The sequence below is a fragment of the Niabella aurantiaca DSM 17617 genome, assembly GCF_000374125.1.
GTDB lineage: Bacteria > Bacteroidota > Bacteroidia > Chitinophagales > Chitinophagaceae > Niabella > Niabella aurantiaca.
Map to the genome: position 1 here is coordinate 72,511 of NZ_KB893637.1, position 25,919 is coordinate 98,429.

General features: G+C 47.1%; 23 protein-coding genes. 17 read left to right on the top strand and 6 right to left on the bottom strand.

What is annotated here, in order from left to right:
- Positions 1-141 precede the first annotated feature (141 nt).
- Both B160_RS0113985 and B160_RS0113990 read right to left on the bottom strand, forming a co-directional pair.
- Positions 142-1,668: a lipopolysaccharide biosynthesis protein gene (locus B160_RS0113985; RefSeq protein ID WP_018628548.1), complete on the bottom strand. Its 1,527-nt coding sequence runs from the start codon at positions 1,666-1,668 to the stop codon at positions 142-144.
- Positions 1,669-1,677: 9 nt separating this feature from the next.
- Complete coding sequence (locus B160_RS0113990) at positions 1,678-3,318, bottom strand: M1 family metallopeptidase (protein WP_245562212.1); 1,641 nt, start codon at positions 3,316-3,318, stop codon at positions 1,678-1,680.
- A gap of 59 nt (positions 3,319-3,377) precedes the next feature.
- Between B160_RS0113990 and B160_RS0113995 the strand changes: the two genes are divergently transcribed.
- On the top strand, positions 3,378-5,015 hold the full coding sequence (locus B160_RS0113995; protein ID WP_018628550.1) for an ABC transporter substrate-binding protein: 1,638 nt from the start codon (positions 3,378-3,380) through the stop codon (positions 5,013-5,015).
- A gap of 303 nt (positions 5,016-5,318) precedes the next feature.
- Here the strand turns inward: B160_RS0113995 and sucC are convergent, their stop codons facing one another.
- The gene (gene sucC, locus B160_RS0114000) at positions 5,319-6,530 is read right to left on the bottom strand and encodes an ADP-forming succinate--CoA ligase subunit beta (RefSeq protein ID WP_018628551.1); all 1,212 of its coding nucleotides are present in this window, start codon (positions 6,528-6,530) and stop codon (positions 5,319-5,321) included.
- Positions 6,531-6,771: 241 nt separating this feature from the next.
- Between sucC and B160_RS0114005 the strand changes: the two genes are divergently transcribed.
- The 9 genes from B160_RS0114005 (at position 6,772) to B160_RS0114045 (ending at position 15,191) form a co-directional block, all read left to right on the top strand.
- Positions 6,772-7,230 carry a hypothetical protein gene (locus tag B160_RS0114005; protein WP_018628552.1) on the top strand — a complete coding sequence of 153 codons (459 nt, stop codon included), beginning with the start codon at positions 6,772-6,774 and terminating at the stop codon, positions 7,228-7,230.
- 147 nt (positions 7,231-7,377) lie between these two features.
- Positions 7,378-8,202, top strand: coding sequence for a purine-nucleoside phosphorylase (locus B160_RS0114010; protein WP_018628553.1), 825 nt, complete (start codon positions 7,378-7,380; stop codon positions 8,200-8,202).
- A 9-nt stretch (positions 8,203-8,211) separates the two neighbouring features.
- Positions 8,212-10,263, top strand: a complete 2,052-nt coding sequence (locus tag B160_RS0114015) for a putative porin (RefSeq protein ID WP_018628554.1) — start codon at positions 8,212-8,214, stop codon at positions 10,261-10,263.
- Positions 10,264-10,353: 90 nt separating this feature from the next.
- Complete coding sequence (locus B160_RS0114020) at positions 10,354-10,713, top strand: heavy-metal-associated domain-containing protein (protein WP_157558060.1); 360 nt, start codon at positions 10,354-10,356, stop codon at positions 10,711-10,713.
- A 20-nt stretch (positions 10,714-10,733) separates the two neighbouring features.
- The gene (locus B160_RS29145; RefSeq protein WP_018628556.1) at positions 10,734-11,240 is read left to right on the top strand and encodes a peroxiredoxin family protein; all 507 of its coding nucleotides are present in this window, start codon (positions 10,734-10,736) and stop codon (positions 11,238-11,240) included.
- A gap of 69 nt (positions 11,241-11,309) precedes the next feature.
- The gene (locus B160_RS29150; RefSeq protein WP_018628557.1) at positions 11,310-12,488 is read left to right on the top strand and encodes a PepSY-associated TM helix domain-containing protein; all 1,179 of its coding nucleotides are present in this window, start codon (positions 11,310-11,312) and stop codon (positions 12,486-12,488) included.
- Between the two features lie 240 nt (positions 12,489-12,728).
- The gene (locus B160_RS0114035) at positions 12,729-13,745 is read left to right on the top strand and encodes a LacI family DNA-binding transcriptional regulator (RefSeq protein WP_245562214.1); all 1,017 of its coding nucleotides are present in this window, start codon (positions 12,729-12,731) and stop codon (positions 13,743-13,745) included.
- Between the two features lie 85 nt (positions 13,746-13,830).
- Positions 13,831-14,715, top strand: a complete 885-nt coding sequence (locus B160_RS0114040; RefSeq protein WP_245562216.1) for an AraC family transcriptional regulator — start codon at positions 13,831-13,833, stop codon at positions 14,713-14,715.
- Between the two features lie 8 nt (positions 14,716-14,723).
- Positions 14,724-15,191, top strand: a complete 468-nt coding sequence (locus tag B160_RS0114045) for a hypothetical protein (protein ID WP_018628560.1) — start codon at positions 14,724-14,726, stop codon at positions 15,189-15,191.
- 95 nt (positions 15,192-15,286) lie between these two features.
- Here B160_RS0114045 and B160_RS0114050 read toward each other — a convergent pair whose 3' ends face one another.
- The 3 genes from B160_RS0114050 to B160_RS0114060 all read right to left on the bottom strand — a co-directional run bounded on the left by B160_RS0114050 (position 15,287) and on the right by B160_RS0114060 (position 19,530).
- Entirely contained in the window at positions 15,287-17,158 is a 1,872-nt protein-coding gene (locus B160_RS0114050) for a S9 family peptidase (protein ID WP_211218079.1), read from the bottom strand.
- 583 nt (positions 17,159-17,741) lie between these two features.
- Positions 17,742-18,524: a hypothetical protein gene (locus tag B160_RS0114055; RefSeq protein WP_018628562.1), complete on the bottom strand. Its 783-nt coding sequence runs from the start codon at positions 18,522-18,524 to the stop codon at positions 17,742-17,744.
- Between the two features lie 58 nt (positions 18,525-18,582).
- Positions 18,583-19,530: a hypothetical protein gene (locus tag B160_RS0114060; RefSeq protein ID WP_018628563.1), complete on the bottom strand. Its 948-nt coding sequence runs from the start codon at positions 19,528-19,530 to the stop codon at positions 18,583-18,585.
- Between the two features lie 336 nt (positions 19,531-19,866).
- Between B160_RS0114060 and rpsA the strand changes: the two genes are divergently transcribed.
- From rpsA to B160_RS0114100, 7 genes are all read left to right on the top strand, one after another.
- Complete coding sequence (gene rpsA / locus B160_RS0114065) at positions 19,867-21,822, top strand: 30S ribosomal protein S1 (RefSeq protein WP_018628564.1); 1,956 nt, start codon at positions 19,867-19,869, stop codon at positions 21,820-21,822.
- A 159-nt stretch (positions 21,823-21,981) separates the two neighbouring features.
- Positions 21,982-22,473: an RNA polymerase sigma factor gene (locus B160_RS0114070; protein WP_245562218.1), complete on the top strand. Its 492-nt coding sequence runs from the start codon at positions 21,982-21,984 to the stop codon at positions 22,471-22,473.
- Between the two features lie 5 nt (positions 22,474-22,478).
- Positions 22,479-23,042: a hypothetical protein gene (locus tag B160_RS0114075; RefSeq protein WP_018628566.1), complete on the top strand. Its 564-nt coding sequence runs from the start codon at positions 22,479-22,481 to the stop codon at positions 23,040-23,042.
- Between the two features lie 273 nt (positions 23,043-23,315).
- A complete protein-coding gene (locus B160_RS0114085; protein ID WP_018628567.1) occupies positions 23,316-23,879 on the top strand; it encodes a Crp/Fnr family transcriptional regulator in 564 nt (187 codons plus the stop codon).
- Between the two features lie 73 nt (positions 23,880-23,952).
- The gene (locus B160_RS0114090; protein ID WP_018628568.1) at positions 23,953-24,282 is read left to right on the top strand and encodes a DMT family transporter; all 330 of its coding nucleotides are present in this window, start codon (positions 23,953-23,955) and stop codon (positions 24,280-24,282) included.
- 92 nt (positions 24,283-24,374) lie between these two features.
- Positions 24,375-25,208, top strand: a complete 834-nt coding sequence (locus tag B160_RS0114095) for a helix-turn-helix domain-containing protein (RefSeq protein ID WP_018628569.1) — start codon at positions 24,375-24,377, stop codon at positions 25,206-25,208.
- Between the two features lie 79 nt (positions 25,209-25,287).
- Complete coding sequence (locus tag B160_RS0114100) at positions 25,288-25,863, top strand: DUF417 family protein (RefSeq protein WP_018628570.1); 576 nt, start codon at positions 25,288-25,290, stop codon at positions 25,861-25,863.
- Positions 25,864-25,919 lie beyond the last annotated feature (56 nt).

A 25,919-nucleotide genomic window follows, 5' to 3' on the forward strand; every position in this document is an offset into this window, starting at 1 on the left:
ATTAGGAATACTTTGGGGTTTGGGTTCCGGTCTTATGTCTGGTGTTGGATTCCCTTTCGAAAGTCCGGACCCTCATTTTCAAATTTTCAAATCAGACATTTGACACGCATTCCCGAATCTAAAAGCAGACATTTTTTTCGACTACTGCTTTCCGCTCTTCCGGTCTCTCTTCAATCGCTTTACAAGTGATGCAAGTACCGGTTTCAGGTCGGGGGTCAGGTTCAGGAAATACACACTGCCTGTGAACAACGCTACAATAAAGATACTGCGGGCAAATAAGCCTGAAAAGCCATGCAGGTTGTGAAAAAGCAGCCAGCTGATCCCATACGTTCCGGCGGCCAGGATCAGCGTATAGATGGAGTTTCTTGTAAAGGGGAATAAACGGAATTTTTTCCACAGGAACAGGATCCGCACAGCATTGTAAATAACAACGGAGATCAGGTTGGCCAGAGCCGGTCCGTTGATGTCCATTTTTTTGGCCAGGTAGTAATTAAGCGGCAGCATGAGCAGCAACAGCACAATACCGCTGGTAAGTTCAAATTTCCAGTACTTGGATGTACCAATGATGGGCGCATTTACGCCGGTTCCAAGATCAACTATTTTTGTAGCTCCCAGTAAAAGGAATACATCGAGCCCGTCTAAAAGCTCGCCCATCAGACCCAGGGTCCGGATCGCTTCGCTGAAATTGGCCAGTACCAATATGAATAGCAGGCAGGCGAAAATGAGCATGTTTATGGATGACCGCTGGTAGATATTTTGGATCTGCCCGATATTTTTGTCTTTCCATGCTTGTGAAATATAGGGGGTAGCGGAGGCCTGAACACCGCGTTGGGGGGCCTGTATAAGGCTGGTGAGGTATTGGGCAAAGGTGTAGATGGCCAGACCGGTTAGCCCTTTTTTGGAAACGGAGGAGATCACAAAGGAATCAAATACCATCGAAAGGTTTAAGATCAGTGACCCGGGATATACAAATAGCAGGAACCGGAGGATATTTTTGGAGAACTTCTTTGAAACACTACTGAGCCGGAAGGTGATAAAGATCTTTTTCTTTATCATTAAATAGATCAGCAGTGTGCATGCTATGATGAGATAACTGAAGGAATAGATCTTTATAAAAAGGTCAAAGTTGGAAATGATCCTGAAGATAAACAAACAGATCAATACCGTGGTGATCAGCCGGAACTGGACCTCTTTCATAAAATTTGTGACCACGGATTTTTTAAGGTTCCAGGCATAGGCTTCGAGCACGGTGTAGATCGTTAATCCGAATCCAAAGGGAAACATCCAATAATAGTACTGAACGGCCAACGGTGATTCTGCAGAGTATTTTCTTTCAAACAGCCATTTGAAAGCGATCCCGATAATGAGAACAACCACAGATCCGATCATGGAGGTTACCAGGGATATGGTCAGCATATCATTTTTCCGCACCGGCAAACGATCATTGTAATAAGGATAGAACTTGTAAATATAAGAGGGCATTCCCATGCAGGCGATGGACATCATGAATGTGGCCACGGGCACGAAGAAGCCACTCGTGAGCCCATATTCGGTAGTTGTGAAATAGCCCTCCTTTGTAAAAAAGAAATTGTTCAGGGCACCAACAAGAAATCCGAAATAAATAACGACTGATGAAACAAGACTATGCTTCCTGATTTGTGCGCTCATTGAAATGGATTAAGAAGCTTTTTCTACTTTGATATAGAAATTGGGGCTTACATCAAGTGCATTGTTTTTTAAAATACCCAGCGGGGCCTCCTGATACCTTTCTTTAGGTGCCAGCCACTGTCCGTTTGCCAGCTGAACGGGCATATTGAATCCCGGTACACAGTTGGTCCATTTATAACGTACTTTATTTCCGCTGACGGTGTAGGTCAGCACCGGAACCATGGTCGTGCGCAGGTATTGGTCAAATACTTTTTGAAGCGGCTTTCCGGTCTGGCGGATGATGTATGCTTCTATTTGCCGGCCGGTTACGGTCTGGTGGTAGAAGTCCCTGTTAAGTCCCCGGAGCAGGTTCCGGAATTTGTTGTCGTCGTTGATGATCTGGCGGATGGTATGGATCATGCTGGCTCCTTTATCGTACATGTCACTGCTTCCTTCCTTGTTCACCCCATAGATGCCGATAATGGGCTGGTCGTTCCGGATGATCCTTCGCTGACCGATCACATATTCGTTGGCTGCCTTTAAGCCGTGCCGGCATTGCACGAACAGGGTTTCGGAATAGGTAGTAAAGGCTTCATGCACCCACATATCGGCAATATCTTTGGTGGTAATGTTATTGGCAAACCATTCGTGACCGCTTTCGTGTACAATGATAAAATCCCAGTCGTCGCCCCAGCCGGTTCCGGACCGGTCCTTGCCCAGGTAGCCGTTCAGGTATTGATTGCCGTACGCTACGCCGCTCTGATGCTCCATGCCCAGGTGGGGCGCATCTACCAGTTTATAGCTGTCTTCATAAAAAGGATAGGGTCCCATCCAGTGCTCAAAGCAATGGATCATGGGCTTTACGATGGTAAAATGTTCTTTTGCCTTTTCCAGGTTATAGTCCAGCACCCAGTAGCCGATATCCAGTTTTCCTTTTTCTCCCTGCAGGGTATCGCTGAAATTTACGTAATGGCCAATATAGGGTGTTATCAGGTAGGTATTGATAGGCTGTGTTACGGTCCACTTCCAACCGGTAGTGCCATTCCGGTTTTTGGTTTTGGCCGTCAGCCGCCCGTTGCTGACTGCCGTCAGGCTGTCCGGTACAATGATGGTAATGGTCATGCCGTTGTCCGGCTCATCGGCCTGGTGGTCTTTACAGGGCAGCCAGGAGCTGGCGCCGATTCCCTGTGTTGCCGTGCTGACCCAGTTCCGGCCCTGTGCATCTTTTGTAAAGATCCATCCGCCGTCCCAAGGTGGTGTTTTGGCAACGATGGGATTTCCCCTGAAATAGATACGGAGCGTTTTCGGTTTTTTATTGATCGCAAAGCCGGTAGTATTAAGCCAGAAAACATTTCCTTCCCGCTGGAAGGAGATCGATTTATGGGTATCCAGGTCTTCCACGCGCTCTATTTGCATCGGTTCCTGCAGGTCTATTTGCAGGGGATCTTTTGAGTCCTTTAGGATTGCATAGGTAATGTCATTGTAGCCGCTGATGGCTTTGTTTGCAATGTCTACCTGCAGCCGGATATCATATCTGAGCACGTTCCACCAGCTTCTTCCTGCGCCATAGCTGCCCCGGAGGCTGTCCTGGCGGGTAAGCTTTTCCTGGTGATTCAGCAGCTGTGCCTGCAAACAACCCGTTGTGAGCAGCATCAGGCAGCTTGTTTTCATAATATTTCTCAAAAAAATCATTACCGAAGGGGTTTGAATTGTAAATTTAAACGTTCAAGATGAAAACGACACGACTATATCACTACAGGGGCCTTCTGATACTTTTTTTTTGTGTTTCTTTTGCAGGCTGTGCAAACAATAAAGGGAGGAGCCTGAAGATATTCCGGTATAATGAATATGCAGGCATCGCTTCGCTGGATCCGGCATTTGCCAAAAACCAATCAACCATGTGGCCGGCGCACCAGCTTTTCAATACCCTGGTAGAGATCGATGACAGCCTTAACATCAAACCATCGCTGGCAACGCACTGGGAAATTTCCGATGATAAGCAGACCTACACTTTTTACCTGCGGAACGATGTCTTTTTTCATGATGATCCGGTTTTTCCCAACGCCCGCGGGCGGAAGATGACGGCTGCGGATGTGGTCTTTAGCCTGAACCGGATCATTGATCCCCGGGTAGCCAGCCCCGGCGCCTGGATCTTTAATGAGAAAGTTGATTCCCGGGAACCGTTTACCGCGCTCAGCGATACAGTTTTCCGGTTGAAGCTACAGCGACCTTATCAACCCATCCTGGGGATCCTCTCCATGCAGTACTGCTCTGTGGTGGCCCGGGAAGCCGTACAGAAATTTGGCGTGGATTTCCGGAGTCATCCGGTTGGCACCGGACCTTTTCAGTTCGTGGCCTGGGAAGAAGGGCAGGGGCTGGTGTTTAAAAAGAACCCCCATTACTTTGAGCGCGACAGCGCCGGGAACCGGCTGCCTTATATCGATGGCATTAAAGTAAGCTTTAAAGACAGCCGCGCTACCGAGTTCTTATTACTGCGACAGGGGAATTTAGATTTTATCAACGAACTGGATCCCAGCTTTAAGGACGAGGTGCTTACCAAAAGAGGTACGCTCAAAAAGGAATGGGAAGGAAAACTCCTGCTGAAAACGGAGCCTTACCTGAATATTGAGTACCTGGGGATCCTGATGGACACCGCAAATGAGATCGTGCGTCATTCGCCTCTGCGGCTGAAAAAAGTACGGCAGGCGATTAATTACGGGTTTGACCGGAGAAAGATGATCCTCTATCTGCGTAATTCGCTTGGTACTCCGGCAGAATCCGGTTTTGTGCCGAAGGGATTGCCTTCTTTTAATGATTCGCTTGTAAAAGGATATCACTATGATCCGGCAAAAGCGCTTGCCCTGTTGGGCGAAGCCGGTTTCCCCAATGGGAAGGGACTGCCCGTGATCAAATTGCTTACGATCTCCATTTATGCAGATTTTGCCAACTTTATCGCAAAGCAACTGGAGGAGACGGGAATGAAAATACAGGTGGAAGTAGTGCAGAAAGCATTGCTGTTTGAAATGACCGCCAATTCAAGGGCCGCCTTTTTCCGGGGTGGCTGGATCGCCGATTACCCCGATGCTGAAAATTACCTGTCTGTTTTTTATTCAAAAAACCCGGCTCCCCCCAATTATACACGTTACCGGAACAAGGAGTTTGATGCCATTTTCGAAGCGGCGATCAGGGAAACCAATGATTCGTTGCGCTATGTTTTATACCGGAAGGCAGACCAGGTAGCTATCAATGACGCCCCGGTGGTACCGCTTTGGTATGACAAAGTGATCCAGCTGGTGCAGCCCAATATTAAAGGGTATCAGCCCAATGCTTTGAACCTGCTCGAATTGAGAAGGGTACGGATCGAATAGGATCACAGACCTCGATGCTCATCACGGGCGATCATATATGCGTCAGGATGATTTTACGATTAAAAAGCTGCGGCGTTGATCCTTTTGGAAAAGACTCCGAACAGACCATAAAAGTGCCCGCCCGCCTGCCCGAATGAATGCATTCAGGCGGGGATGATCTTTCGGACGGGCAACGCCCGGTCGTCGGAGCTTCGTTCTTCTTGCTGCCTGCGTGATAGCTATCGGCTCAAATCCTGATTTCCGCATAAAAAAAGCGGCTACTTATAAAAGTAACCGCCCTCATTAAATGTAAATAAAATAAAGCTAGGCTACGGCTTTCTTCACCAGGTCTGCTGCTTCACTTAACAAGATAGCTGATTGTACTTTCAGTCCGCTCTCGTCAATAAGTTTTTTTGCTTCCTCCGCGTTGGTGCCCTGCAGGCGCACAATGATGGGGATATTGATATTGCCCATATTCTTATATGCATCAATAACGCCGGCGGCTACACGGTCGCAGCGAACGATGCCACCAAAGATATTGATCAGGATGGCTTTTACCGCCGGATCTTTCATGATGATCTTAAAGCCGGCTTCAACGGTTTGTGCATTGGCCGTACCTCCCACGTCGAGGAAGTTGGCGGGTTCGCCACCACTTAATTTGATCATGTCCATGGTTGCCATGGCCAATCCGGCACCATTGACCATACAGCCCACGTTGCCATCTAATTTTACAAAGTTCAGGTTGTATTTACCGGCCTCCACTTCTGTAGGATCCTCTTCGGTAACATCTCTCAGTGATGCCAGATCTGCATGGCGCATCATGGCGTTATCATCGAGGTTCATTTTACAGTCGACGGCAATGATCTTGTCGTCAGCAGCCTTGAACAGGGGGTTGATCTCCAGCATGCTGCAATCCAGTCCCACATAAGCGTCGTACAGGCTGGTGACAAACTTTACACAGTTCTTGAAAGCCGTACCCGTCAATCCCAGGTTAAAAGCGATCTTGCGGGCCTGGAACCCCAGTAGACGGCCGGAAGGGTGCACCCATTCCTTAAAGATCTTTTCAGGTGTTTCATGGGCTACGTCTTCAATGCTCATTCCCCCCTCCGTGCTGTACATGATCACGTTCTGGCCGTTGCTCCGGTCCAGCAGGATGGAAAGATAAAACTCCTGTCTTTCGGAAGGGCCATCATAGTACATATCCTGGGCGACAAAAATTTTGTTCACTACTTTTCCCGCAGGGCCTGTCTGAATGGTTACCAGTGTTCCGCCGAGGATGCCCTTGGCGTATTCTTCCACTTCTTCAAGCGATTTTGCTACTTTGACCCCGTTGATTCCGGTTTCTTTAATGGCGCCCTTTCCGCGCCCGCCGGCATGGATCTGTGCTTTAATAACTGCAAACTTACTGCCGGTGTCGGTTTTGATCTTCCGGTAAGCTTCTTCGGCTTCCTGCACGGAACTGCAGGCATAACCCTCCTGTACCGGAACATTGTATTTTTTTAATAATTCCTTGGCCTGGTATTCATGAAGATTCATCTGTAATGATTTTAGAACTTTGGCACGAAGATAAGGATTCAGAGGAAACTTTCGGATGGAGTTTCTTTTTCTGTGCCCGTGCATCTCACGGTATATTTTCTGCAGGAAGTCCCTGTATATATCATTTGTGAACTCCGGTTAACGGTTGTGAAACAAAAGGCAAACACCACCGGTTGCAACCTCCCGTAAGATATCGTTGTCTTTCGTAAAATCGTATCTTTAAAAAAACATCTTGAGAAAAATGAAAAATAACACACCCGGGCTGCTGCTGATGCTGGCCCTGCTGCTGGCAACTGCTACCGTTACGCAGGCGCAATCCGTTTCCGCAGATTCCATTAAGATCCTGAAACTGCACAAAGAGATCCTGAAACAAACAACAGAACTGAACAAGCAAAAGCTGAACCTTGCCGAGTACCAGAACAAGCTGGTGAAGCTTCAGAATGACCTGGAAAAGGCCAACAGGGATGCTGCAAAATCGGCTGCTGAAAGCAAAGATTATTCCCAAAAGATGGCAAAGAACCCGGGCGATCAAAAACTGGCGCGGAGGGCGAAGAAAGCAGCAAAAAGTGCTGCTTCCAGTAATAATAAGTCTGAAAAGCTCACCACAAGCCTGGCCGGCATGCAACGGAACATTTCAAAGACAGGCGATAAAATTGCGGGACTTGAGAAAAAGATCGCCGCTTTGCGGAGCAAGGGCTGAGACCGGTGAAGGGCTGTCTGGTCCGGAGCTGCAAACCAGCTAAGGTTTTGAATGTTAAGAGTTTTAAAAGAAACAGCGGATTCTTTTACCGGAAGCGTGTATAGCTGTTAGTTTCATTATATTTGCTCCCACTTAATTCAGAGATCTATGTCAGAATCCATCGTGGAGCAGGTCCGGGAAACCGTTGCTTTTTTACAGGCGCAATATCCGGTGGCCCCGGAGGTTGGTATTGTACTGGGCAGCGGGCTGGGCAATTTTGCTGCGGCGATTACTGTTGAAAAAGAAGTGTCTTATACGGCGATTCCCAATTTCCCGGTATCCACTGTAAAGGGGCATTCCGGTAAATTGATCTTTGGAGAGCTGGCGGGCAAAAAGGTGGTGGCGATGGCCGGCCGGTTTCATTTTTACGAAGGGTACACGCCGCAGGATGTTGTTTTTCCCATACGGGTACTGAAACTGCTCGGAATACGGCAGCTGCTGCTGAGCAATGCCGCCGGCGGAGTGAACCCCGATTTCTCCGTAGGTGATATCATGATCATCAATGACCACATCAGTTTTGGTACGCCCAACCCGCTTGTTGGAAAGAATATAGACGCGTGGGGCACCCGTTTTCCGGATATGAGCGAGCCTTATAAAAAGGGCCTCATTGCAAGGGCTAAGGATATTTGCCGGGAGGCCGGTATTCAGGTGCAGGAAGGTGTTTATTATGCGGTAACCGGCCCTACCTTTGAAACACGGGCCGAGTATAAGATGATCCATATACTGGGGGCAGATGCGGTAGGAATGAGCACTGTGCAGGAAACCATCGTGGCCAACCACATGGGGCTGGATGTTTTTGCGGTGAGCATTATTACGGACCTGGGCATTCGCGAAGAGGAGAATGTGATCACCCATGAGGAGGTGCTCGAAGCAGCCAGGGCGGCAGAACCGAAACTGGCGCATTTATTTACGGAAATGGTAGCCCGCGCATAAATTCAATAGATGAAGTTTTATTTTGTTTTATTTCTTGTTATGACGGGGATCTGCGCACAGGCACAGGATCCATTGGGAGGGGTTGGTAACCGGTTCCGGGGTATTAAAAATGCCGGCTCCGGTAACGACAGCCTGGCCAGGAGAAATAAATTTGAAGATTCCATCACCATTTCTTACCGGTACCTGGATACATTGCGGAATTATAAGATGGATTCTTCGATCAATGATTTTACGCGGTATTATCCCATGCCGGCAGAATACAATTACCTGGGTAATTTTGGAAATGCGGCCCAATCCTATGTTTTTGCACCGAACATGAAGGCCGGTTGGGATCCGGGGTTTCATGCATTTGATATTTATAAATACACGGTCGAAAAAGCACGGTTCTTTACGGCGACCCGCCCCTACTCCGAGCTGAACTACATGCTGGGTACCCGCTCCGAACAGTTTATTGAACTGATGCATACGCAAAACTTCCGGCCCAACTGGAACACGCATTTTGCTTACCGGTTGCTGAATTCGCCCGGACTGTTCCAGAACCAGAAATCGGCCCATAACAGTTATTATCTTACCAATTGGGTGCAATCCAAAGACAAACGGTATAACAACTACATCATTATTGCTGCCAATAAATTACAGAATACAGAGAACGGAGGGGTCACCAACAGCTCTTATATCGATAGTGTGGACTATGCCAGGAGGGACTATATCCCCGTGCGCCTGGGAGGTGGCACCCGTTATTCTGCCGACTTCTTTAATACCAATATCGCTACCGGGAACAGATATGCCGACTTCAACGCGCTCATGCGTCAGCAATTTGATCTTGGACGTAAAGATTCACTGGTAACAGACAGTACGGTGATACCGCTGTTTTTTCCCAGGATCCGCCTGGAGCATACCATCCGGTACAGCAAATACACGTTTATGTTTACGGATGCGGCTCCGGACGCGCCCTATTACCAGGATCACTATGATTACCCGCTGACGGAAAGCAGCTCTTCAACATTTTCGAAACGGGATGACTGGAAGGAGATGGTCAATGATTTCTCTATTTATACCTTTCCGGATGCTAAGAACACCCAGCAGTTTATCAAGTTGGGCGCAGGTATCCAGAACCTGTCGGGTGTGTTTGACACCCTGCAGCGGGAAAGTGTGCTGGAGCTGATCGGCGGGCGCCAGAAGGAAAGCTTTTACAACATCTTTGGCCATGGAGAATACCGCAACCGCACAAAGAACCAGAAATGGGACATGATGGCCAACGGAAAGATATATTTTGCGGGAATGAATGCGGGGGATTATGAACTGGGTGCCAGCGTGCAGAGCCTGCTTGGAAAAAAGATCGGGAGCCTGTTGCTGGGCGCGCAAAATGTAAACCGGACGCCTTCATTTGTAATGCAAAATCCCATCAGCAGTTTTCATTTGATGCAGGGGAGTCCGGATCTTAAAAAAGAAAATATCAGCCACCTGTATGCAACGATCTACCAGCCGCTGCTGAAGCTGGGTCTTTCCGGTCATTACTACCTGATGACCAATTATTCGTATTACACCGATTTTTATAAGATCAACCAGTACAATTCCTTGTTTAACGTGTTGCAGATCGGGGTGAACAAAGTGTTTGAGGCCGGAAAAACCAAACAGTGGAAATGGCGCACCGAGGTTTATTTTCAGCAGGTGGTAGGCGGTGCCCCTCTGCATATTCCCACCATTTATACACGGAACCGCCTGGGCTATGAAGGAAAACTGGGTTTTCCGAAGCTCAACATCGCCATGGGCCTGGAGGCAAAATACCGTACAAATTACAAAGGCGACGGATATTCACCGATCCTGGGCCAGTTCTTTTACCAGGATGACCAGACCGTACAGTACAAACTGCCTACGATTGCAGCCTACCTCAATTTCCGGATCAATTCCTTTAAAGCCTTTGTACGGGCGGAGAACCTCAACACATTCCGTAATCTTGACGGCAGCTGGGGCTTTACCAACAATAATTTTGCCGCAACGGATTATCCATACCCGGGATTGCTGATCCGCCTGGGCGTTTTCTGGGGTTTTGTAAATTAACAGGGGAGGGGTGAACAATCTTCCATACAACCTGTTCTTCAAAAACGGAGTCTTTCCGATACTATTGATCAGGTCAAATACATTATGAATATGAAAATACTTGGAGCAATCCTTTTAGGAACGGTGATGGTGTTTGCCGCTTCCGGCGCAAATGCCCAGACAAAAAATGAAAAAATTCCTGTTTCGGGCAATTGCGGAATGTGTAAAAAGAACATCGAAAAAGCCGCAAAAACAGCGGGAGCCAAAGAAGCGGTCTGGGATATCCCCACAAAAATGCTTGCGGTGACCTACAATGCAAAAAAGACCAACAGCCATAAAATCCAGCAGGCCGTAGCCGGTGCGGGCTATGATACCCGGGAGATCCGGGGAAGCGACAAAGCCTATGAAAAATTGCATGCCTGTTGTCAGTATGAGCGTACAAAAGCCGATACGGCTGTAAAACAGCTATAAAGGAAGAAGCAATTCCCGCAATGAAATGGATGATCACAGGGATGCTGCTTTTGTTATCAATGGCCGGCACCATTGCGCAAGCCATTGTGACGCCCATTCCTGCCGTTCCGTTCACCCTGCCGGACAAGAACGGGATCCCTGTTTCGTTGGCCGGTTACAAAGGAAAGACCGTACTGGTACATTTTTGGGCTTCCTGGTGTGTACCCTGCAGGGTCGAGAACCGGCGGCTGGCCAAGCGGTACCACCGGTTCCGGGAGCTGCCTTTCGAGGTCCTGGGCATTTCTGTAGATACCGATGAAGAAAGATGGAGAAATGCCATTTCAAACGACAAAATGACCTGGCCTCAGTTGATCGACGATGCCAATCTCAAAAAAAGTGTGGCCTACCGGTGGAATGCAAGCGCCCTGCCGGCTTCCTTCCTTGTTGATCCGCGGGGCGCCATCATTGCGATACATGCGGCGGCACTTCCCATAAATGACCCTGAGGGATTCAGGATCCTGTTAAAGAAGCTGGCTGCAGCCAAGTAAACGGCCCGGTTTAAATTTTTTCCCGATTTCGTAAATGCAGCAACTTCCGGTCCGATAAATTTGCGGCCTATGCAGCGGGGAAAATTCAGGAAATTCTTTAACGACATCCACCTCTGGCTTGGACTGGCCAGCGGGATCGTGCTTTTTTTGGTATGTCTTTCAGGAACCATTTACACCTTCCGTACCGAGATCGAGGAACGGGTAAATAAAGAAGTGTATTTTGTTGATTACCAGGACGGCCTGCTGGCACAGCCGCTGGGTTCGCTGGTGGCAATGGTGGAGAAAGCGCAGAAAAGCCCGGTTATGGGGGTTACCATTCCTGTAGCTCCGCAAAAGGCCTGGTCATTTTCCGTAAAGACAAAAGGAAAGGGAAAAGGACGTGGCAAGACCGTGCTCGTAAACCCGTATAAAGGGACCATCACCGGCGATACAGAAACCGGGAGCAGCCGTTTTTTTATGACCATGATGAAACTGCATCGCTGGCTGTTAATGGAACAATCGACCGGAAGGGTGGTCGTTGGCATAGCCACCATCATCTTTACCCTGCTTTTACTTTCGGGGATCATTCTTTGGTTGCCCCGCAGGCTCCGGTACTGGAAGCAGGGATTTGTGATCCTGTTTTCGGGAAAATGGAAACGCATCAATCATGACCTGCACAATGTGCTGGGTTTTTATTCCTTTATCTTTTTGCTGATCATGGCGCTCACCGGTTTGTGCTGGTCGTTCGACTGGTATAAAAAAGGTGCTTCAAAAGTGCTGGGAGCGGAAGTCTTTGGCGCAAAAAGAGAAAAACCTGTGAAGTCTGTATCCGCCGGAACGGTGATGCTGCGGGCAGACGAAGTGCTGGAGATCGGTAACAATCAGCTGCCTTATACCGGAACGACGCGTTTGAGTTTTCCGGCGGACAGCACCGGTGCTTTCAGCTTTTCCAAGAATGATGCAGCTGCCTGGAACAGTGCTGCCACCGACCGGATCATGATTGACGCTTATGATGGTGCCGTTTTGAAAAAGGAGCTCTATGCTTCGAAAACTGCGGGACAAAAAATAGCAGCCAGCATCCGCCCCATTCATACAGGAGAGATCTACGGTTTGTTCTCAAAGATCCTTTATTTTATTTGCTGTCTCATTGCTACCAGCCTGCCTGTTACAGGTACCCTTATCTGGCTGAACAAGCTGAAAAAGAAAAAGCCGAAAAACAAAAGTATAAAGCTGCCAGTAAAAGTACAACCCGTTGCTGCTACCGTTTGAGTTAGCTGTCGGAATTTGATAATTTGAAAATGTGGGAATGTGAAAGTGTGGGAATAATGGTCCCAAATGTGGAACTTTAAACCTGAAACCAAAGAAAGGGCATCGAACAGGAACTGCCGTTAAACCCTTCTCCCGGCAACGTTTCCGTAATTAATGGCCCCCATCGTTCCGGATGGGTTGTTTGCCATCATTAATTTCTTATCTTCATCCCTGAAAAGGATTTATAAAAAAGGGGTAGGGATGAACATGGAACCGATCAATTTAAAAAAACTGGCGTCTCTTTTACATCTTTCTATAAGCACTGTTTCAAAAGCATTACGCGACAGCCACGAGATCAGTGCCGATACAAAGAAGCGGGTAATGGATCTGGCGCGGGAACTGAATTATGAGCCCAATCCCTATGCCGGCAGCCTGCGGAAGTTCAAGAGCAAGACCATTGCAGTGGTGGTTCCGGATATCATCAATAACTTTTTCATTTTTGCCATCAAAGGAATACAGGAAACCGCACATGCAAAGGGGTATCATGTACTGATCTATATTACCAACGAAAACCCCGAATACGAAAAAGATGTGGTGCGGCACATGACCAATGGCCGTGTAGATGGCGTGGTGATCTCCCTTACAAGCCCGATTGATGATACGGAACACCTGATGCACCTACAGGAAAAAGGAGTGCCCGTGGTATTTTTTGACCGTGTAGCGGAAGGGTTCGACAGCACGATCATTACTACGAATAATTATGAAAGCGCTTATAATGGCACCCGCTATCTGATCGAGCAGGGGTGCAGGCGGATCGCCCATTGCCAGGTATCGGATAAGATATCCATAGGCATCGACCGGCTCAACGGGTATAAAAAGGCATTGGAAGATGCAGGGATCGAAGTGCGCCCGGAGTGGATCCTGACCAGCAAAAAAGATTCCGCTCATGATGCCACACTGATCGAAAACGCTCTTTTACAAAAAAACGCACCCGACGGCCTGTTTACATCCGTAGAAACGCACGCGCTGATCACCTATGATATTTGCAGAAAGCATAAGATCGACATGCCGGGGAAACTGAAGCTGCTGAGCTTTAGCAATATGCCCACTGCCCATCTATTGAAACCGTCATTGTCTACCATTACCCAACCGGCTTTTGAAATAGGCCAGGCAGCTGTGCAGCAACTGATCCTGGCGCTGGAAAAACCGGCCCGTTACATCCCCGAAAAGGTCAATATGGACTCCGTACTTATTGAGCGGGAATCCACCGGAAAATGATCAATCGGTAAAAAGTACCATAAATACCTGTTTTTGGTCTGTATTGTGGGCCGATGGTTTTGTACCTTTGCGGCACTCAATATTCATGATGCAGAAAGAAAAAATACCTGTTTATTCGATCCGGAGCCTGGTTCAGGAGCCGCAGCAGCAGATCGACTTTCAGGTAGAGCATCTTTCTGCTTATCTGGAGAAACATTATGAGCATTTGCACCGGCCACACCGGCATTCATTTTATCATATGGTACTTTTTACTTCGGGTAAAGGCAGCCATACCATCGATTTTCACCGGTTTGAGGTAAAATCCTTCCAGGTGTATTGCATGATCCCGGGCCAGGTGCACAGCTGGCATTTTCAATCTGCTGTGGATGGCTATGTGGTCAATTTTCCCGATCATTTCTTCAGGGATTTCCTGTTCGATCCGTATTTCCTGGAGCGGTTCTCTTTTTTCAGCGGGGTGAGCACCGAAAGCGTTTTTCAACTGCCGCCCCCGCTGCGCGGGAAAATACCGGCGCTTTTTGAAGAGCTCATCAGCTGCACATCGGCACCGGCCGCATCGCCGGATCTGGGCCGGATATTATTACTGCAGATCTTTTTACTGATCGGCGGCGAAATAACAGACCAGCCGGCCAAAAGCTTTCCGGAGCAAAAAAAGGTTGTTTTACACAACTTGCGCCGGTTAATTGATATGCATTACAGGTCTGTGCGGCTGCCCAAAGAGTATGCGGATCTGTTGTACATTACTCCCAATCATCTGAACGCGCTTTGTAAGGATCTGCTGGGACAAACGGCAGGGGAACTGATCCGGAACCGGGTGCTGCTGGAGGCAAAGCGTTTGTTGATCAATGCAGACCGGACCGTTGCGGAAATTGCTTATGAGCTTAATTTCCAGGACAATTCTTATTTTAACCGCTTTTTTAAGAAATATGAAGGGATCACACCCGATGAATTCAGGAAACAATTTTTAAAGTAATTCTAAATATGGAATCTGTAGATACTATTGAAGCCGCAACCGGCAAGGAAAAAGACAGCGTACCCAGTTATTTAAATGTAGTGGCTTGCAAATGCCCCAGGTGCAGGAGGCACAATATGTTTGAAGTAAAGAATCCCTACCATCTAAAGACCACGATGCGTATGTACCGGGAGTGCCCGGTTTGCAAGCAGCCGTTTGAACTGGAGACCGGTTTTTATTTTGGTGCCGGTTATGTGAGTTATGGATTGGCGGTAGCCCTGAGCGTTGTTACCCTGGTGATCTGGTGGGCAATTATCGGGCTGAGCATTTATGATGACCGGTGGATTTACTGGCTGATCTTTAATGCGGTCTTTCTTATTGCCCTGCAGCCGGTGCTGATGCGCATGGCGAGAAGCCTGTGGCTATCCTGTTTTGTACGCTATGACCGTAAATGGTATGCCAATGCGCCATCAAGGTTAAAGAAGCAAGGCACCTGACCCCACCCCTGATCGTCCTTTCCAGGTCTCCTGAAAGCTTGAAATATTTTTGTAATTAAAATGGCACGTGCGTACACGCGCCATGGCGAAGGCGGTTATTTTTTTGGCTTTAGATATTTTTCCAAAAATTTCTCCATAGCGCCATAAAAATCATATTGATTGTTCTGGTTATGGAAACCGTGGCCCTCGTCGTTCTTTACCATATATTCCACGTCTATACCACGTTTTTTTAATGCGGCTACCATCTGGTCGCTTTCTGCTTTATTGACCCTTGGATCGTTGGCCCCCTGTGCAATGAACAACGGGGTTTTAATTTTGTCTGCGTGCAGGGCAGGCGACGCCTCTGCAAGCAGCAAGCTGTCTTTTTTAGGATCACCAACCATTTCGTGAAGCTGGTCCAGATAGGGTTTCCAATAGGGCGGAATGGTGTTCATGAATGTAAACAGATTACTTACGCCCACATAATCGACGGCCGCTGCATATAAATCGGGTGTAAATGTAATGCCGGCAAGTGTTGCATAGCCGCCATAACTGCCGCCATAGATCGCGATGCGTTTTTCATCAGCGATGCCTTGTTTTTTCAACCATTCCACGCCATCGGTTATGTCGTCCTGCATTTGTTTTCCCCATTGTTTAAAGCTAGCTTCCCAGAATTTCTTTCCGTAACCGGTGCTTCCCCGGTAATTCATTTGTAAAATGGCGTAGCCCCGGTTAGCTAAAAATTGTGTTTCCGGATTGTAATACCAACCGTCCCTTGCCCAGGGACCGCCGTGCGGATTTACCACAACGGGCAGGTTTTTGGGCGCTAAACCAAGTGGAAGCGTTAAATAACCATGAATTTCTAAACCGTCTCTTGATTTGTAGGTAATGGGTTTTACATGGCTCATTTGTTTTTCTTCGATCCAGGGAAACGGATTGGCGACTTCATTGGTCTCTTTTGTCTGAAAATCGTAGATATAGTATTTAACCGGCGCCCGGTCGTTGCTTGTTGCAACAATGGCCTTGGTCCGGGCATCATTGTAGCTTACAATCTCGGTTTCGTAACCTTCAAATTTTTGATCCAAACCGTTTTGGATCGCTTCCCATTCTTTGTCGAAGAAATGTTCTTCCTGTTTTTCTGCCTCCCAATGAACCGAAGTTAAGGCTTGCTTTTTCCGGTCGTATTTGATGGAGCTTAAATCATAATTATTGTCGGCATACAATTCTTTTACGTCTTTTTTGGTGGCCGGGTCGTATTCGACCAGGGCCACTTTGTCCCGGCCGATATTGCTGAGGGCGTAAATATTTTTATTGTCTTTATCAAAAGACGCCGGTGAAAAAAAATCTTTAAATGAGGTCCTAAGCAGTGGTGTAAAAGGGTCTTTATCCGTATTGCGATAGTTCCAGGTAATATTTACACCGTCTGTTTTTGAGGCAAGGCGAATGACTCCATTGTTATCGGTAACCCAACTATCGTAGTTCTCTTTGTTGTCGTAAAGCAAGGTCAGTGCTCCGGTTTCTATATTCAAAAGGTAGGGGTCGAAGTATTCTTTTACTCTTTTGTTGATTTGTACGATCAGTTCTTTTCCTTTTCCGTTAATGTTGAGCAAGGCATCGATGATGTCGCTTCTCACACCAGGGAAAGGCGTCAATGCTTTTAAATCTGTTCCATCGGCATTTACGGAAAAGAGCTGAAAATTCTCATCACCGCCAATATCCTGCGCATACACGATCTTATCGCCTTTCCAGAAATAATTGAAAATGCTCCGCAAGGTGTCATTGGTAACACGAACGGCGGTGCTGTCGCTTACTTTTTGTACAAAAATGTTGGTCTTTCCCTTGTAATCCGCACGATAGCTGAAATAGTTTCCGTCGGGTGAGATCCGGAATGTGCTTTTTTCTCCGTTTTTGAAAAATGTTTTCACATCAATCAGGGGAGCAGCCGTCTCCTTTGTTTCCTGTTTGCAGGAATGTAACAGTACTGCCAAAGCAACTAGAACTGATAAAATTGAAAATCTGATCATATTTCTGTTTTTAAAGTTGTCTTAAATCGCGTACAACGGCCCGGGGCCCCGGCATTTGTACGGGGTAATGATGTCGTCATCCCGTTTTGTTTCGGCCGGAGTAACGATCTTTAATCGGGTTTATTTTAGCTCTGTCCAGTGATTTTTTGCATCATTAAATGTTGTTGAAATGGTAACCCAATTGTTGTTAATTTCAGTTGTCCGGCAAAGCCTTTTTCTATGTTCCGGAGTCGTCATATGCTGTTTGCAGTCTTGTTTTAAAATTGGGCAGCAGGTATAAATATACGCATAATTTATTGGTGCCATATACAATTATGTATCTGTCTGGCGATAATGTTGTGTGTCAGATAAAGGAATACCGGTGAAACGGTTATCATTTCCAATAGCATAAAGTTTGCCGGTCAATGCGCGCCTTAAGATCAGCAACAGTTGTGAAGAACGCAGTCATGCACAATTACAAATGTCATCTGATAGCAAATTAAGAATGGTGGGTATTGTGTAATGGTTTTTTCCGGAAGCCGCCCGCCCTGTTATGGACAGCCCCGCTTTATTTTTTATGCTCAATTTCGTCAAAGTAATGCATTACTTTCACTTCCGTTTCGCTTTGAAGCTGGACCTTGTTATTGTAAAGGTCTGTTCGCAATTGTCTGTATAATAGGGCCGCGTTCCTTAAACTACTTAATAAGGATCGTTTGTCGTAATCGGGAATGGTGAGTTTGAGCTGGTTAAAGTCGCTGGTGCATAATTCGGTTTCTACCTTTCTTACACCACGGGGCAGTGTCTTGTTTTTAATATGCAGTAAGGGGCCGAGCACCGTCATTCTTAAAAAAGCGGAAAAATCATAGGCCTCCAGATATTCGCCCCGGCCTATTTTCAGCAAGGCATAATGTATCCAGATCCAGAAGCGGTCTTCAATCCATTGATAGTCCGGGTAGGGAAACTTTGCCTGGGAGTTGTTAATGGCACTTTCAAGTTGTCCGTTTTTGTCGAGCAATATCGTTGGTGTTTCAATACGATCATGAAACTCGTCAAGTGTTACAAATTTCAGGTCAACATGCAGGAGCGGGTTGTCGTAGAGGCAAATGAAGACCCTGGGTTCGCCAACATGCTCTCCGGTAAACCCGGACAAAAGATTGCCCAGCTTTTTTGCATAGTGAAGCATGCGGCTTTTGGTGTCGGTGATTTTTTGCCTCGTTACAAGGATCAGATCAAGGTCGGAATATGCATCCAGTTCATTTGTAAGCCAGGACCCGGCAACTGCCAGTCCGATAATATTGTCGTCGGGTTTTAATATTTCTTTTGCGCGGTTTGCAAAAGCGTGCTGTTTCATTTTCCTGTTTGTTGTTTGTCTTTTAAGATGGTGTATATGGATAGGGGCTTGTTGCTGCTTATTTTATTTTAACTGCCCGTGCCATTTTTTTGAACTCCTCCAGGTTGGCCGCCATATTATTTTTTGATGAACCCTGTATTGTAATAACTTTGTCTCCTTTTATTAAAACACAATAATACAAGAGGCTGTAGTTGCCCTGCATGTGTCCATACAGCTCTGTTTGATAGGCGTCGTATCCGTTTATTTTTCCGATAAATGTGTTTTTTCGCCCATGGATGGTTATCCCTTTTTGTTGTATCTTGTTAACCAACATGTCTGTCAAACTTTTTCCAGTCATGGTTTCTTCTTTTGGGTACTGTGAAATCAAAACAACGGGCGCGTCTTTGTCTTCTTCAGTGTTAACGCCACCGGTTGTGTAGACGTAAACATTTGCGGCGTATTGAGAAAATTTGAATTTTGAGGCTTTGTCATCTATGGAGAAGTTTGCTGCTTCAAAGGGGTCGATCTTTTTGTTTTTGTCATAATAAATGGTATTTAACGACTGAATGATGTCGTTGCCCGTTTTTTCATCATTAGCCGGATACGATGTCATGATCATTGTTGTAAAAGTTGTATCACCAAAAACAAGTGATTGTCCTTTAGTCACCGGATCTCCTTGCATTTGAATATATTTTGCAGGGAAATCATTTACGCTGATCGCCTTAAATTCAATGACCTTTGCTCCTTGTCTTTCAAATTCGGCCTGGCTAAACGTGGCCGCATTGGTGTTTATATTTCCACCCACTAAGTCGTAGATATTTATAATTGCGCTTTCTCCTTTCTGAAGCCCTATGAATGTTGAACTCACATTGAAACCGGGTGGGGGTATCATGTAAAGCCTGGTACCCGGAATATTTATGTGCTTATTCGTTTTTGTATTTTTGATATCGGGATCAATTTTGATCGCTGCTGTTTGTCCACAGGCTGTTAGCAAAAGGAGTGCAAGGAAGTAGCGTATTTTATACATAAGGGTTTTGTTTTCGCATCGCTAAAATGTCCGACCCGGACCACTGCCAAATTTACGAAAGAAGTGCATTCGGTATTCAATCTCGGCGAGCCCTCGCGGCGCGCGATGACTTAGGCGATGCCGGGGACCGGTCTTTCAAGTCGCCTAAGTCCCCGGATGCCGGCACAAAACTGTCGACCTTATTTCACAGCCCAAGGGTGCGACGCAAGGATGCCGATAGCAGTACTGCCGATGACTAAGTGAAAATCAATAAGTTAGATCTGTAACGCCGATTAGGCTATTCCTTCGGGATTTCGTACCTTTGCAGTCCGAATTAAAAAACCTTCGGATTTTATTATGTTTCAATTATTTTTTAAACAATTAAACGCTGATGCACAGGAGAATGCGGGCGCTGCCGAACAACCGGTAGAAGAAGCATCTACAGCGACAACCACTGCACCTGTAGCCGAAGCTGAACCTGCCGAGGCACCCGTTGCTGCAGAAGCCCTGCCTGCTGAACAGGAAGGCGCGCACGATGATTTTGACTGGAGCGTAGACAAGCGCAATGTTTCTTCTTACTCCAAGGAGGAAAAAGAAAAGTATGATAAAGTGTATGAAAACACTTTCATACAGCTGAACGATGGTGAGCTGATCAACGGTACCGTTGTTGGGATCACTAACACAGATGTGGTGCTGAACATCGGTTTTAAAAGCGATGGTCTGATCTCCCTGAATGAATTCCGCGATCTGCCCAGCCTGAACGTGGGTGATGAAGTGGAAGTAATGATCGTTGAAAAAGAAGACCGCGATGGTCACCTGAACCTGAGCCGGAAACAAGCCCGCACTACCCGTGCATGGGAGCGCATTGTTGAGGTGGCCAAAACAGGAGAAGTGGTTACCGGACAGGTTACTTCAAAGACCAAAGGTGGTTTGATCGTGGATGTATTTGGTATGGAAACCTTCCTGCCGGGCTCCCAGATCGATGTGAAGCCGGTTACCGACTACGATCAGTTTGTGGGTAAGACCATGGAGTTTAAAGTGGTGAAGATCAACGAAACCATCAAGAACGCCGTAGTCTCGCACAAAGCGCTGATCGAAAGCGATATCGAAGCACAACGTGCAGAGATCATCGGTAAGCTGGAAAAAGGCCAGGTACTGGAAGGTACTGTTAAGAACATCACCGACTTTGGTGCGTTCATGGACCTGGGCGGACTGGATGGTTTACTGTACATCACTGATATTTCATGGGGCCGTATCTCGCATCCGAATGAAGTACTGAAGATCGATCAGAAAGTGAACGTGGTGGTACTGGATTTTGATGATGAGAAAAAACGCATCAGCCTGGGTCTGAAGCAACTGACCCCGCATCCGTGGGATGTATTACCGGAAGGCATTGTGGAAGGCAATACCGTGAAAGGTAAAGTAGTAAATATTGAAGATTACGGTGCATTCCTGGAGATCACTCCGGGCGTGGAAGGTCTGGTACACGTAAGTGAAATTACATGGGCAAACACTCCTGTAAATGCCAAAGACTTCTTCAAGCTGGGCGATGAGCACGAAGCGAAGATCGTAACCCTGGATAAAGATACCCGCAAAATGAGCCTTTCTATCAAACAACTGACAGAAGACCCATGGAGCGATATCGAGATCCGCTTTGCAGAAGGTACCAAACATACCGGTGAAGTGAAGAACATTACGAACTATGGTGTGTTTGTGGAACTGGCACAGGGTATTGGTGGTATGATCCACATCAGCGATCTGAGCTGGCTGAAACGCTTCAACCATCCGGGTGAATATACGAAAGTGGGCGAAAACATCGACGTGGTGATCCTGGGTATTGATAAAGACAACCGCAAGCTGCAGCTGGGACACAAACAGCTGGAGGAAGATCCCTGGAATACCCTTCAGGACACTTTTGCCATCGGCAGTGTGCATGAAGGAACCATTGTACGCAGGGACGATAAAGGTGCTACTGTTCAGCTGCCTTATGGCCTGGAAGGTTTTGCTCCTAACCGTCACCTGAATACACAGGATGGTAAGTCTGTGAACCTGGATGAAACCGCTCCGTTCATGGTGATCGAATTCGATCGGAATGAAAAGCGCATTGTATTGTCTCATACCCGCGTTTGGGAGCAATCTGCATACGAAGAAAGAGAATCTGTGAAGAAAGATGCACGCGCTGAAGCGGAAAAGACCAAAAAAGCAGTGAAGAACATCCAGAGCAAGGTTGAAAAAGCTACCCTGGGTGACCTGAGCGCTTTGGCGGATATCCGGAAGAAACTGGATCAGGAAAATTCTGGTAAATCAGAATAACCGGGTCCGTTCAGATACTGAAAAGCTGTCGCGCGAAAGCCGGCAGCTTTTTTTAATGCCCTTTTATTAACATTGCCTGATAAATCTGTAAGATTTTAACCAAATAAGCAACTTATATAGTCAAAGACAGGATTTTTTAAGGGCATCATAAATAACTGAATGACTACAAATCAGGATCGCATGGGCGCAGAAATTTTAACGGCCATCCATGAGCATCAGAAGATCATCTATAAAATTTGCAACCTGTACAGGGATCGCCGGGAGGATCAGGAAGATTTATTCCAGGAGATCGTTTACCAGCTCTGGAAATCTTATCCTGCATTCAAAGGAGCCTCTAAAATAAGCACATGGATCTACCGGGTTGCCCTTAATACAGCCCTTACCATCTACCGGAAGCCATCGATCGCGATTGATTATTACCGGGAACTGCCCGAAGGGATTCATCCATCCGAAGAAAAGAAGGTCCCGGAGCATACGGAACGGCTGTTTTCGGCCTTACGCACTCTAAACGATTCGGAAAAAGCCATTATCGCGCTCTATCTCGAAGATTTTAATTATAAAGAGATTGCAGCAATAACGGGTTTGAGTGTAACGAATGTGGGCGTGCGTTTAAACAGGATAAAAAATAAATTGAAAGAACTATTAAAATAAGTATCATGGACCTAAATGAATTGAAATCGGGATGGCAAAGAACCGGGGGCTCATATAAAAGCGAAGCAGACCTGCAGCGAATGACCAGGATGATCAATCACCCCTCCGTAAAAAAAATAAGAACCAAGCTGGTTGTTGAAATCATTGTCCTGCTATTTATCTTAGTGATCTACTATGATTGGTTTGATGGAGACAAAAAGCCCTTTTACGCAAACCTGGCGTTGATCGCAGGCTTATTGTTATATATTGCCAATGATGTGATCAGTTTTATTTTCCTATTAAAGCCTGTAAGGAAAGCGAATTTGAAAGACGGTGTTCAGGAGTACCTGATACGCGTAAAACGCCTGTCGGTTTTTTCTGTAATCATCGCCTTCCTGTACAGCATTTCTATCATTACCTTTTTTACATCAACTATAAATTTTACAAAAGAGAAAGGACTCATACTGGCATTTAGCTCGGTGGTCATGTTTCAGCTGATCCTTTTATCCTTTAATGTGTGGAAGAAACGGATCAGGAATTTGAAACGGCAGGTAGCCGACTTTGATATTGATGAAACCGCATCGTTTTGATGACCCGGGAAACCCGGGGAGCCGCTTTGGGAATCGCTGTACAGGCAAAGGGACTGAATGCATATGCGCCCGGCTAATTTTGGCCGTCGGATAGCAGCAGGGCAACGCAGATCTTATTCGTAAACTGTGAAGGTTGTACAGGCCGGTATATGGGCGCGCATGCGAAGGCCCGGATAGCATGACGATACGCTATAGATTGATTTTTGAGCTTCTTTTTATTGCAGGACAGAACCCGGAAATAGTTTAATTTAGTTGCTTTTATAATCAGGAGTGATGCAGCTTACACAGATATTGGACCAGGTACTGCCATTGCCGGAATCGTCGAGGGATAAGATCGTGCAGCGGGTTTATGAAACCAATTTTGCCAAAAATCTTCTGCTGATGAAGGCAGGAAGGGTTGAGCATTGCCTGTATTTTATCAAAAGCGGTATAGTAAGGGCCTATGCCGATAAAGACGACCATGAAATTACATTCTGGTTCGGCAGCGAGGGAGCGACCATCGTGTCGATGAACAGTTATGTAGCCGGCAAACCCGGTTATGAGCACATTGAATTGCTGGAACCCTGTGTGCTGTATGTACTGCGGGCGGAGGAGCTGCAACAGCTATACCGTGAAGACCTGCAGATCGCCAACTGGGGCCGGAAGTTTGCTGAAAAGGAGCTGATCAAAACGGAGGAGCGGCTGATCTCCCGGCAATTTAAAACCGCGGCACAGCGATATAGGGAGTTGATGGCCGATAGCCCCGCGCTGCTACAGCGGGTACCCCTGAGCCATATTGCCTCCTATCTGGGCATTACACAGGTAAGCCTGAGCAGGATCCGGTCGGAGATCCGCTGAACCGGGAGATTATTTATCATTTGTAAAATTATATTTTCGTATTTCAATAGAATTTTGCCGGAAATTAAAAATTATGAACTGGATTATTCTGATCATTGCGGGGTTGTTTGAAGTGGCCTTTACTTCCTGTTTGGGAAAGGCCAAAACGGCCACAGGTGCGGAAGTTTACTGGTGGTACGCAGGCTTCCTGGTTTCGATTACCGTTAGTATGCTGCTGCTGATGAAAGCCATCCAGGGACTGCCCATCGGAACGGCTTATGCCGTGTGGACAGGAATTGGCGCGGTGGGCGCGGCGCTGATGGGGATCCTGATATTTAAAGAGCCGGCCACCTTCTGGCGATTGTTTTTCATTACGACCCTGATCGCTTCTATTGTCGGGTTGAAAGTGGTTTCACCACATTGACGAATAACCGGAGCTGATCCGCCGGGCAGTGGGGGAGCAGGAGAACCGGCTTCTCTGCCATCTGCGTTCAGGTTAAATTATCTATATTCAATATGGAAAAAGAGCAGGCACTGATCAATGTTTACAAAAGGAAAGGGCGCCATTTTCAGCGGCCATTTTCATCACCCTTTTACCAGCTGGTAGTGTTTGAAGGGCAGGGCCGTTTTGAGGTAGACCTGACGGAATATATGTGTTCGGGAAAAACAGTGTTGTGCTTGGCACCCTATCAGCATTTCAAATGGAAGGGCGCCCCTTTAACAACGATGCAGCAGCTGGAGTTCCATGGTGATTTTTACTGTATCGAGTATCATAAAGAAGAAGTGGCCTGCAATGGATTGTTGTTTAATAATATCTACCTGGTGCCGCATGTGCGGCTGGCGCCGGCTGTATTTGACGAAGTAGGCACCGTGTTTTCAAAAATCGAGAAAGAGCAGCGGGTGGGTGCGGTATTTTCGGCGGCGGTGCTTAAGGCATACCTGCAACTGGTTTTGGCTTTGTGCAGTAAGGAGAAAAGGGCATTCCTGGATAAAAGAACTATGCAGATGCCGGTACCTGCGGGCGATCGTGATTTTCAGCAGTTGCTGGAGCAGCATTACCTTACAGAGCGGACACCTGCTTTTTATGCAGCACAGCTTTCCCTGTCGGTTGATGCTTTTAGTAAAAAGATCCGCCGCCGGTTTGGGAAAACACCGTCGCAACTGATCCAGGACCGGGTGATCCTTGAGGCAAAAAAACTGCTGCACCTCACCCGCAGATCTGTTAAGGAAATAGCCGCTCAACTGGAATTTGACGATGTATTTTACTTCAGCCGGTATTTTAAAAAATATACGGGGTGTGCACCCACCTACTTCAGGGAACAAACGGGTATTTCCATTGTGGCAAAATAATCTATAGGAAAGCCGGGTTTGTCCATGTTCCGGGCTGCGCGGATGTTCTATTTTTGAATGGTATAAAAACCATAGGAATATGAACCGGTTCCTTCTTTTTTTGGTCCGAAGCCGTACCTGGTTGGTACATGGGATGCGGATCGCTATATTTATTGTGATGGCCTGGATCGGGGGGCTTAAAGCGCTTTCCTATGAAGCGGATGGCATTGTTCCGTTTGTGGCCAACAGCCCGCTTATGCGCTTTTTTTATAATAAGCCCGCGGAATATAAGGAGCACAAGAATCCCGAAGGTAAAGTGGTGCACAAAAATATTGAATGGCACCGGGCAAATGGGACCTATACTTTCTCCTACGGGCTGGGTGCGGTTATTGTACTCATCGGATTTTTGACCCTCGCCGGGATCTGGTTGCCCCGGACCGGTGTTGCAGGCGGATTGCTCACTTTTGGGATGTCGCTGGTAACGCTCTCATTTCTGATAACGACTCCCGAGGTCTATGTGCCGGCGTTGGGCGGAGACGGGCCAACGCCGCAGCATGGTTTCCCTTATTTGTCCGGAGCCGGGCGGCTGGTGCTCAAAGACATCATCATGATGGCAGGGGGGCTTATTGTTGCGGCGGAGGCGGCAGAACGGGTATTAAAGCGGAAGGGGTCCTGAATGCGGCGGGACTCCTTTTGCCGGAACCTGGGCCAACCCGGGAAACGAAAAATAGG

What these genes read in the sequence shown, in the direction of transcription:
- B160_RS0114005 (WP_018628552.1), top strand. Translation starts at nt 6,772, where the DNA reads ATGAAAAATAACACACCCGGGCTGCTGCTGATGCTGGCCCTGCTGCTG.
- B160_RS0113985 (WP_018628548.1), bottom strand. Translation starts at nt 1,668, where the DNA reads ATGAGCGCACAAATCAGGAAGCATAGTCTTGTTTCATCAGTCGTTATT.
- B160_RS29150 (WP_018628557.1), top strand. Translation starts at nt 11,310, where the DNA reads ATGCAGCGGGGAAAATTCAGGAAATTCTTTAACGACATCCACCTCTGG.
- B160_RS0114085 (WP_018628567.1), top strand. Translation starts at nt 23,316, where the DNA reads ATGCAGCTTACACAGATATTGGACCAGGTACTGCCATTGCCGGAATCG.
- rpsA (WP_018628564.1), top strand. Translation starts at nt 19,867, where the DNA reads ATGTTTCAATTATTTTTTAAACAATTAAACGCTGATGCACAGGAGAAT.
- B160_RS0114020 (WP_157558060.1), top strand. Translation starts at nt 10,354, where the DNA reads ATGAAAATACTTGGAGCAATCCTTTTAGGAACGGTGATGGTGTTTGCC.
- B160_RS0114075 (WP_018628566.1), top strand. Translation starts at nt 22,479, where the DNA reads ATGGACCTAAATGAATTGAAATCGGGATGGCAAAGAACCGGGGGCTCA.
- B160_RS0114055 (WP_018628562.1), bottom strand. Translation starts at nt 18,524, where the DNA reads ATGAAACAGCACGCTTTTGCAAACCGCGCAAAAGAAATATTAAAACCC.
- B160_RS0114095 (WP_018628569.1), top strand. Translation starts at nt 24,375, where the DNA reads ATGGAAAAAGAGCAGGCACTGATCAATGTTTACAAAAGGAAAGGGCGC.
- B160_RS29145 (WP_018628556.1), top strand. Translation starts at nt 10,734, where the DNA reads ATGAAATGGATGATCACAGGGATGCTGCTTTTGTTATCAATGGCCGGC.
- B160_RS0114015 (WP_018628554.1), top strand. Translation starts at nt 8,212, where the DNA reads ATGAAGTTTTATTTTGTTTTATTTCTTGTTATGACGGGGATCTGCGCA.
- B160_RS0114035 (WP_245562214.1), top strand. Translation starts at nt 12,729, where the DNA reads ATGAACATGGAACCGATCAATTTAAAAAAACTGGCGTCTCTTTTACAT.
- B160_RS0114100 (WP_018628570.1), top strand. Translation starts at nt 25,288, where the DNA reads ATGAACCGGTTCCTTCTTTTTTTGGTCCGAAGCCGTACCTGGTTGGTA.
- B160_RS0114070 (WP_245562218.1), top strand. Translation starts at nt 21,982, where the DNA reads ATGACTACAAATCAGGATCGCATGGGCGCAGAAATTTTAACGGCCATC.
- B160_RS0114060 (WP_018628563.1), bottom strand. Translation starts at nt 19,530, where the DNA reads ATGTATAAAATACGCTACTTCCTTGCACTCCTTTTGCTAACAGCCTGT.
- sucC (WP_018628551.1), bottom strand. Translation starts at nt 6,530, where the DNA reads ATGAATCTTCATGAATACCAGGCCAAGGAATTATTAAAAAAATACAAT.
- B160_RS0114010 (WP_018628553.1), top strand. Translation starts at nt 7,378, where the DNA reads ATGTCAGAATCCATCGTGGAGCAGGTCCGGGAAACCGTTGCTTTTTTA.
- B160_RS0113995 (WP_018628550.1), top strand. Translation starts at nt 3,378, where the DNA reads ATGAAAACGACACGACTATATCACTACAGGGGCCTTCTGATACTTTTT.
- B160_RS0114045 (WP_018628560.1), top strand. Translation starts at nt 14,724, where the DNA reads ATGGAATCTGTAGATACTATTGAAGCCGCAACCGGCAAGGAAAAAGAC.
- B160_RS0113990 (WP_245562212.1), bottom strand. Translation starts at nt 3,318, where the DNA reads ATGAAAACAAGCTGCCTGATGCTGCTCACAACGGGTTGTTTGCAGGCA.
- B160_RS0114040 (WP_245562216.1), top strand. Translation starts at nt 13,831, where the DNA reads ATGATGCAGAAAGAAAAAATACCTGTTTATTCGATCCGGAGCCTGGTT.
- B160_RS0114090 (WP_018628568.1), top strand. Translation starts at nt 23,953, where the DNA reads ATGAACTGGATTATTCTGATCATTGCGGGGTTGTTTGAAGTGGCCTTT.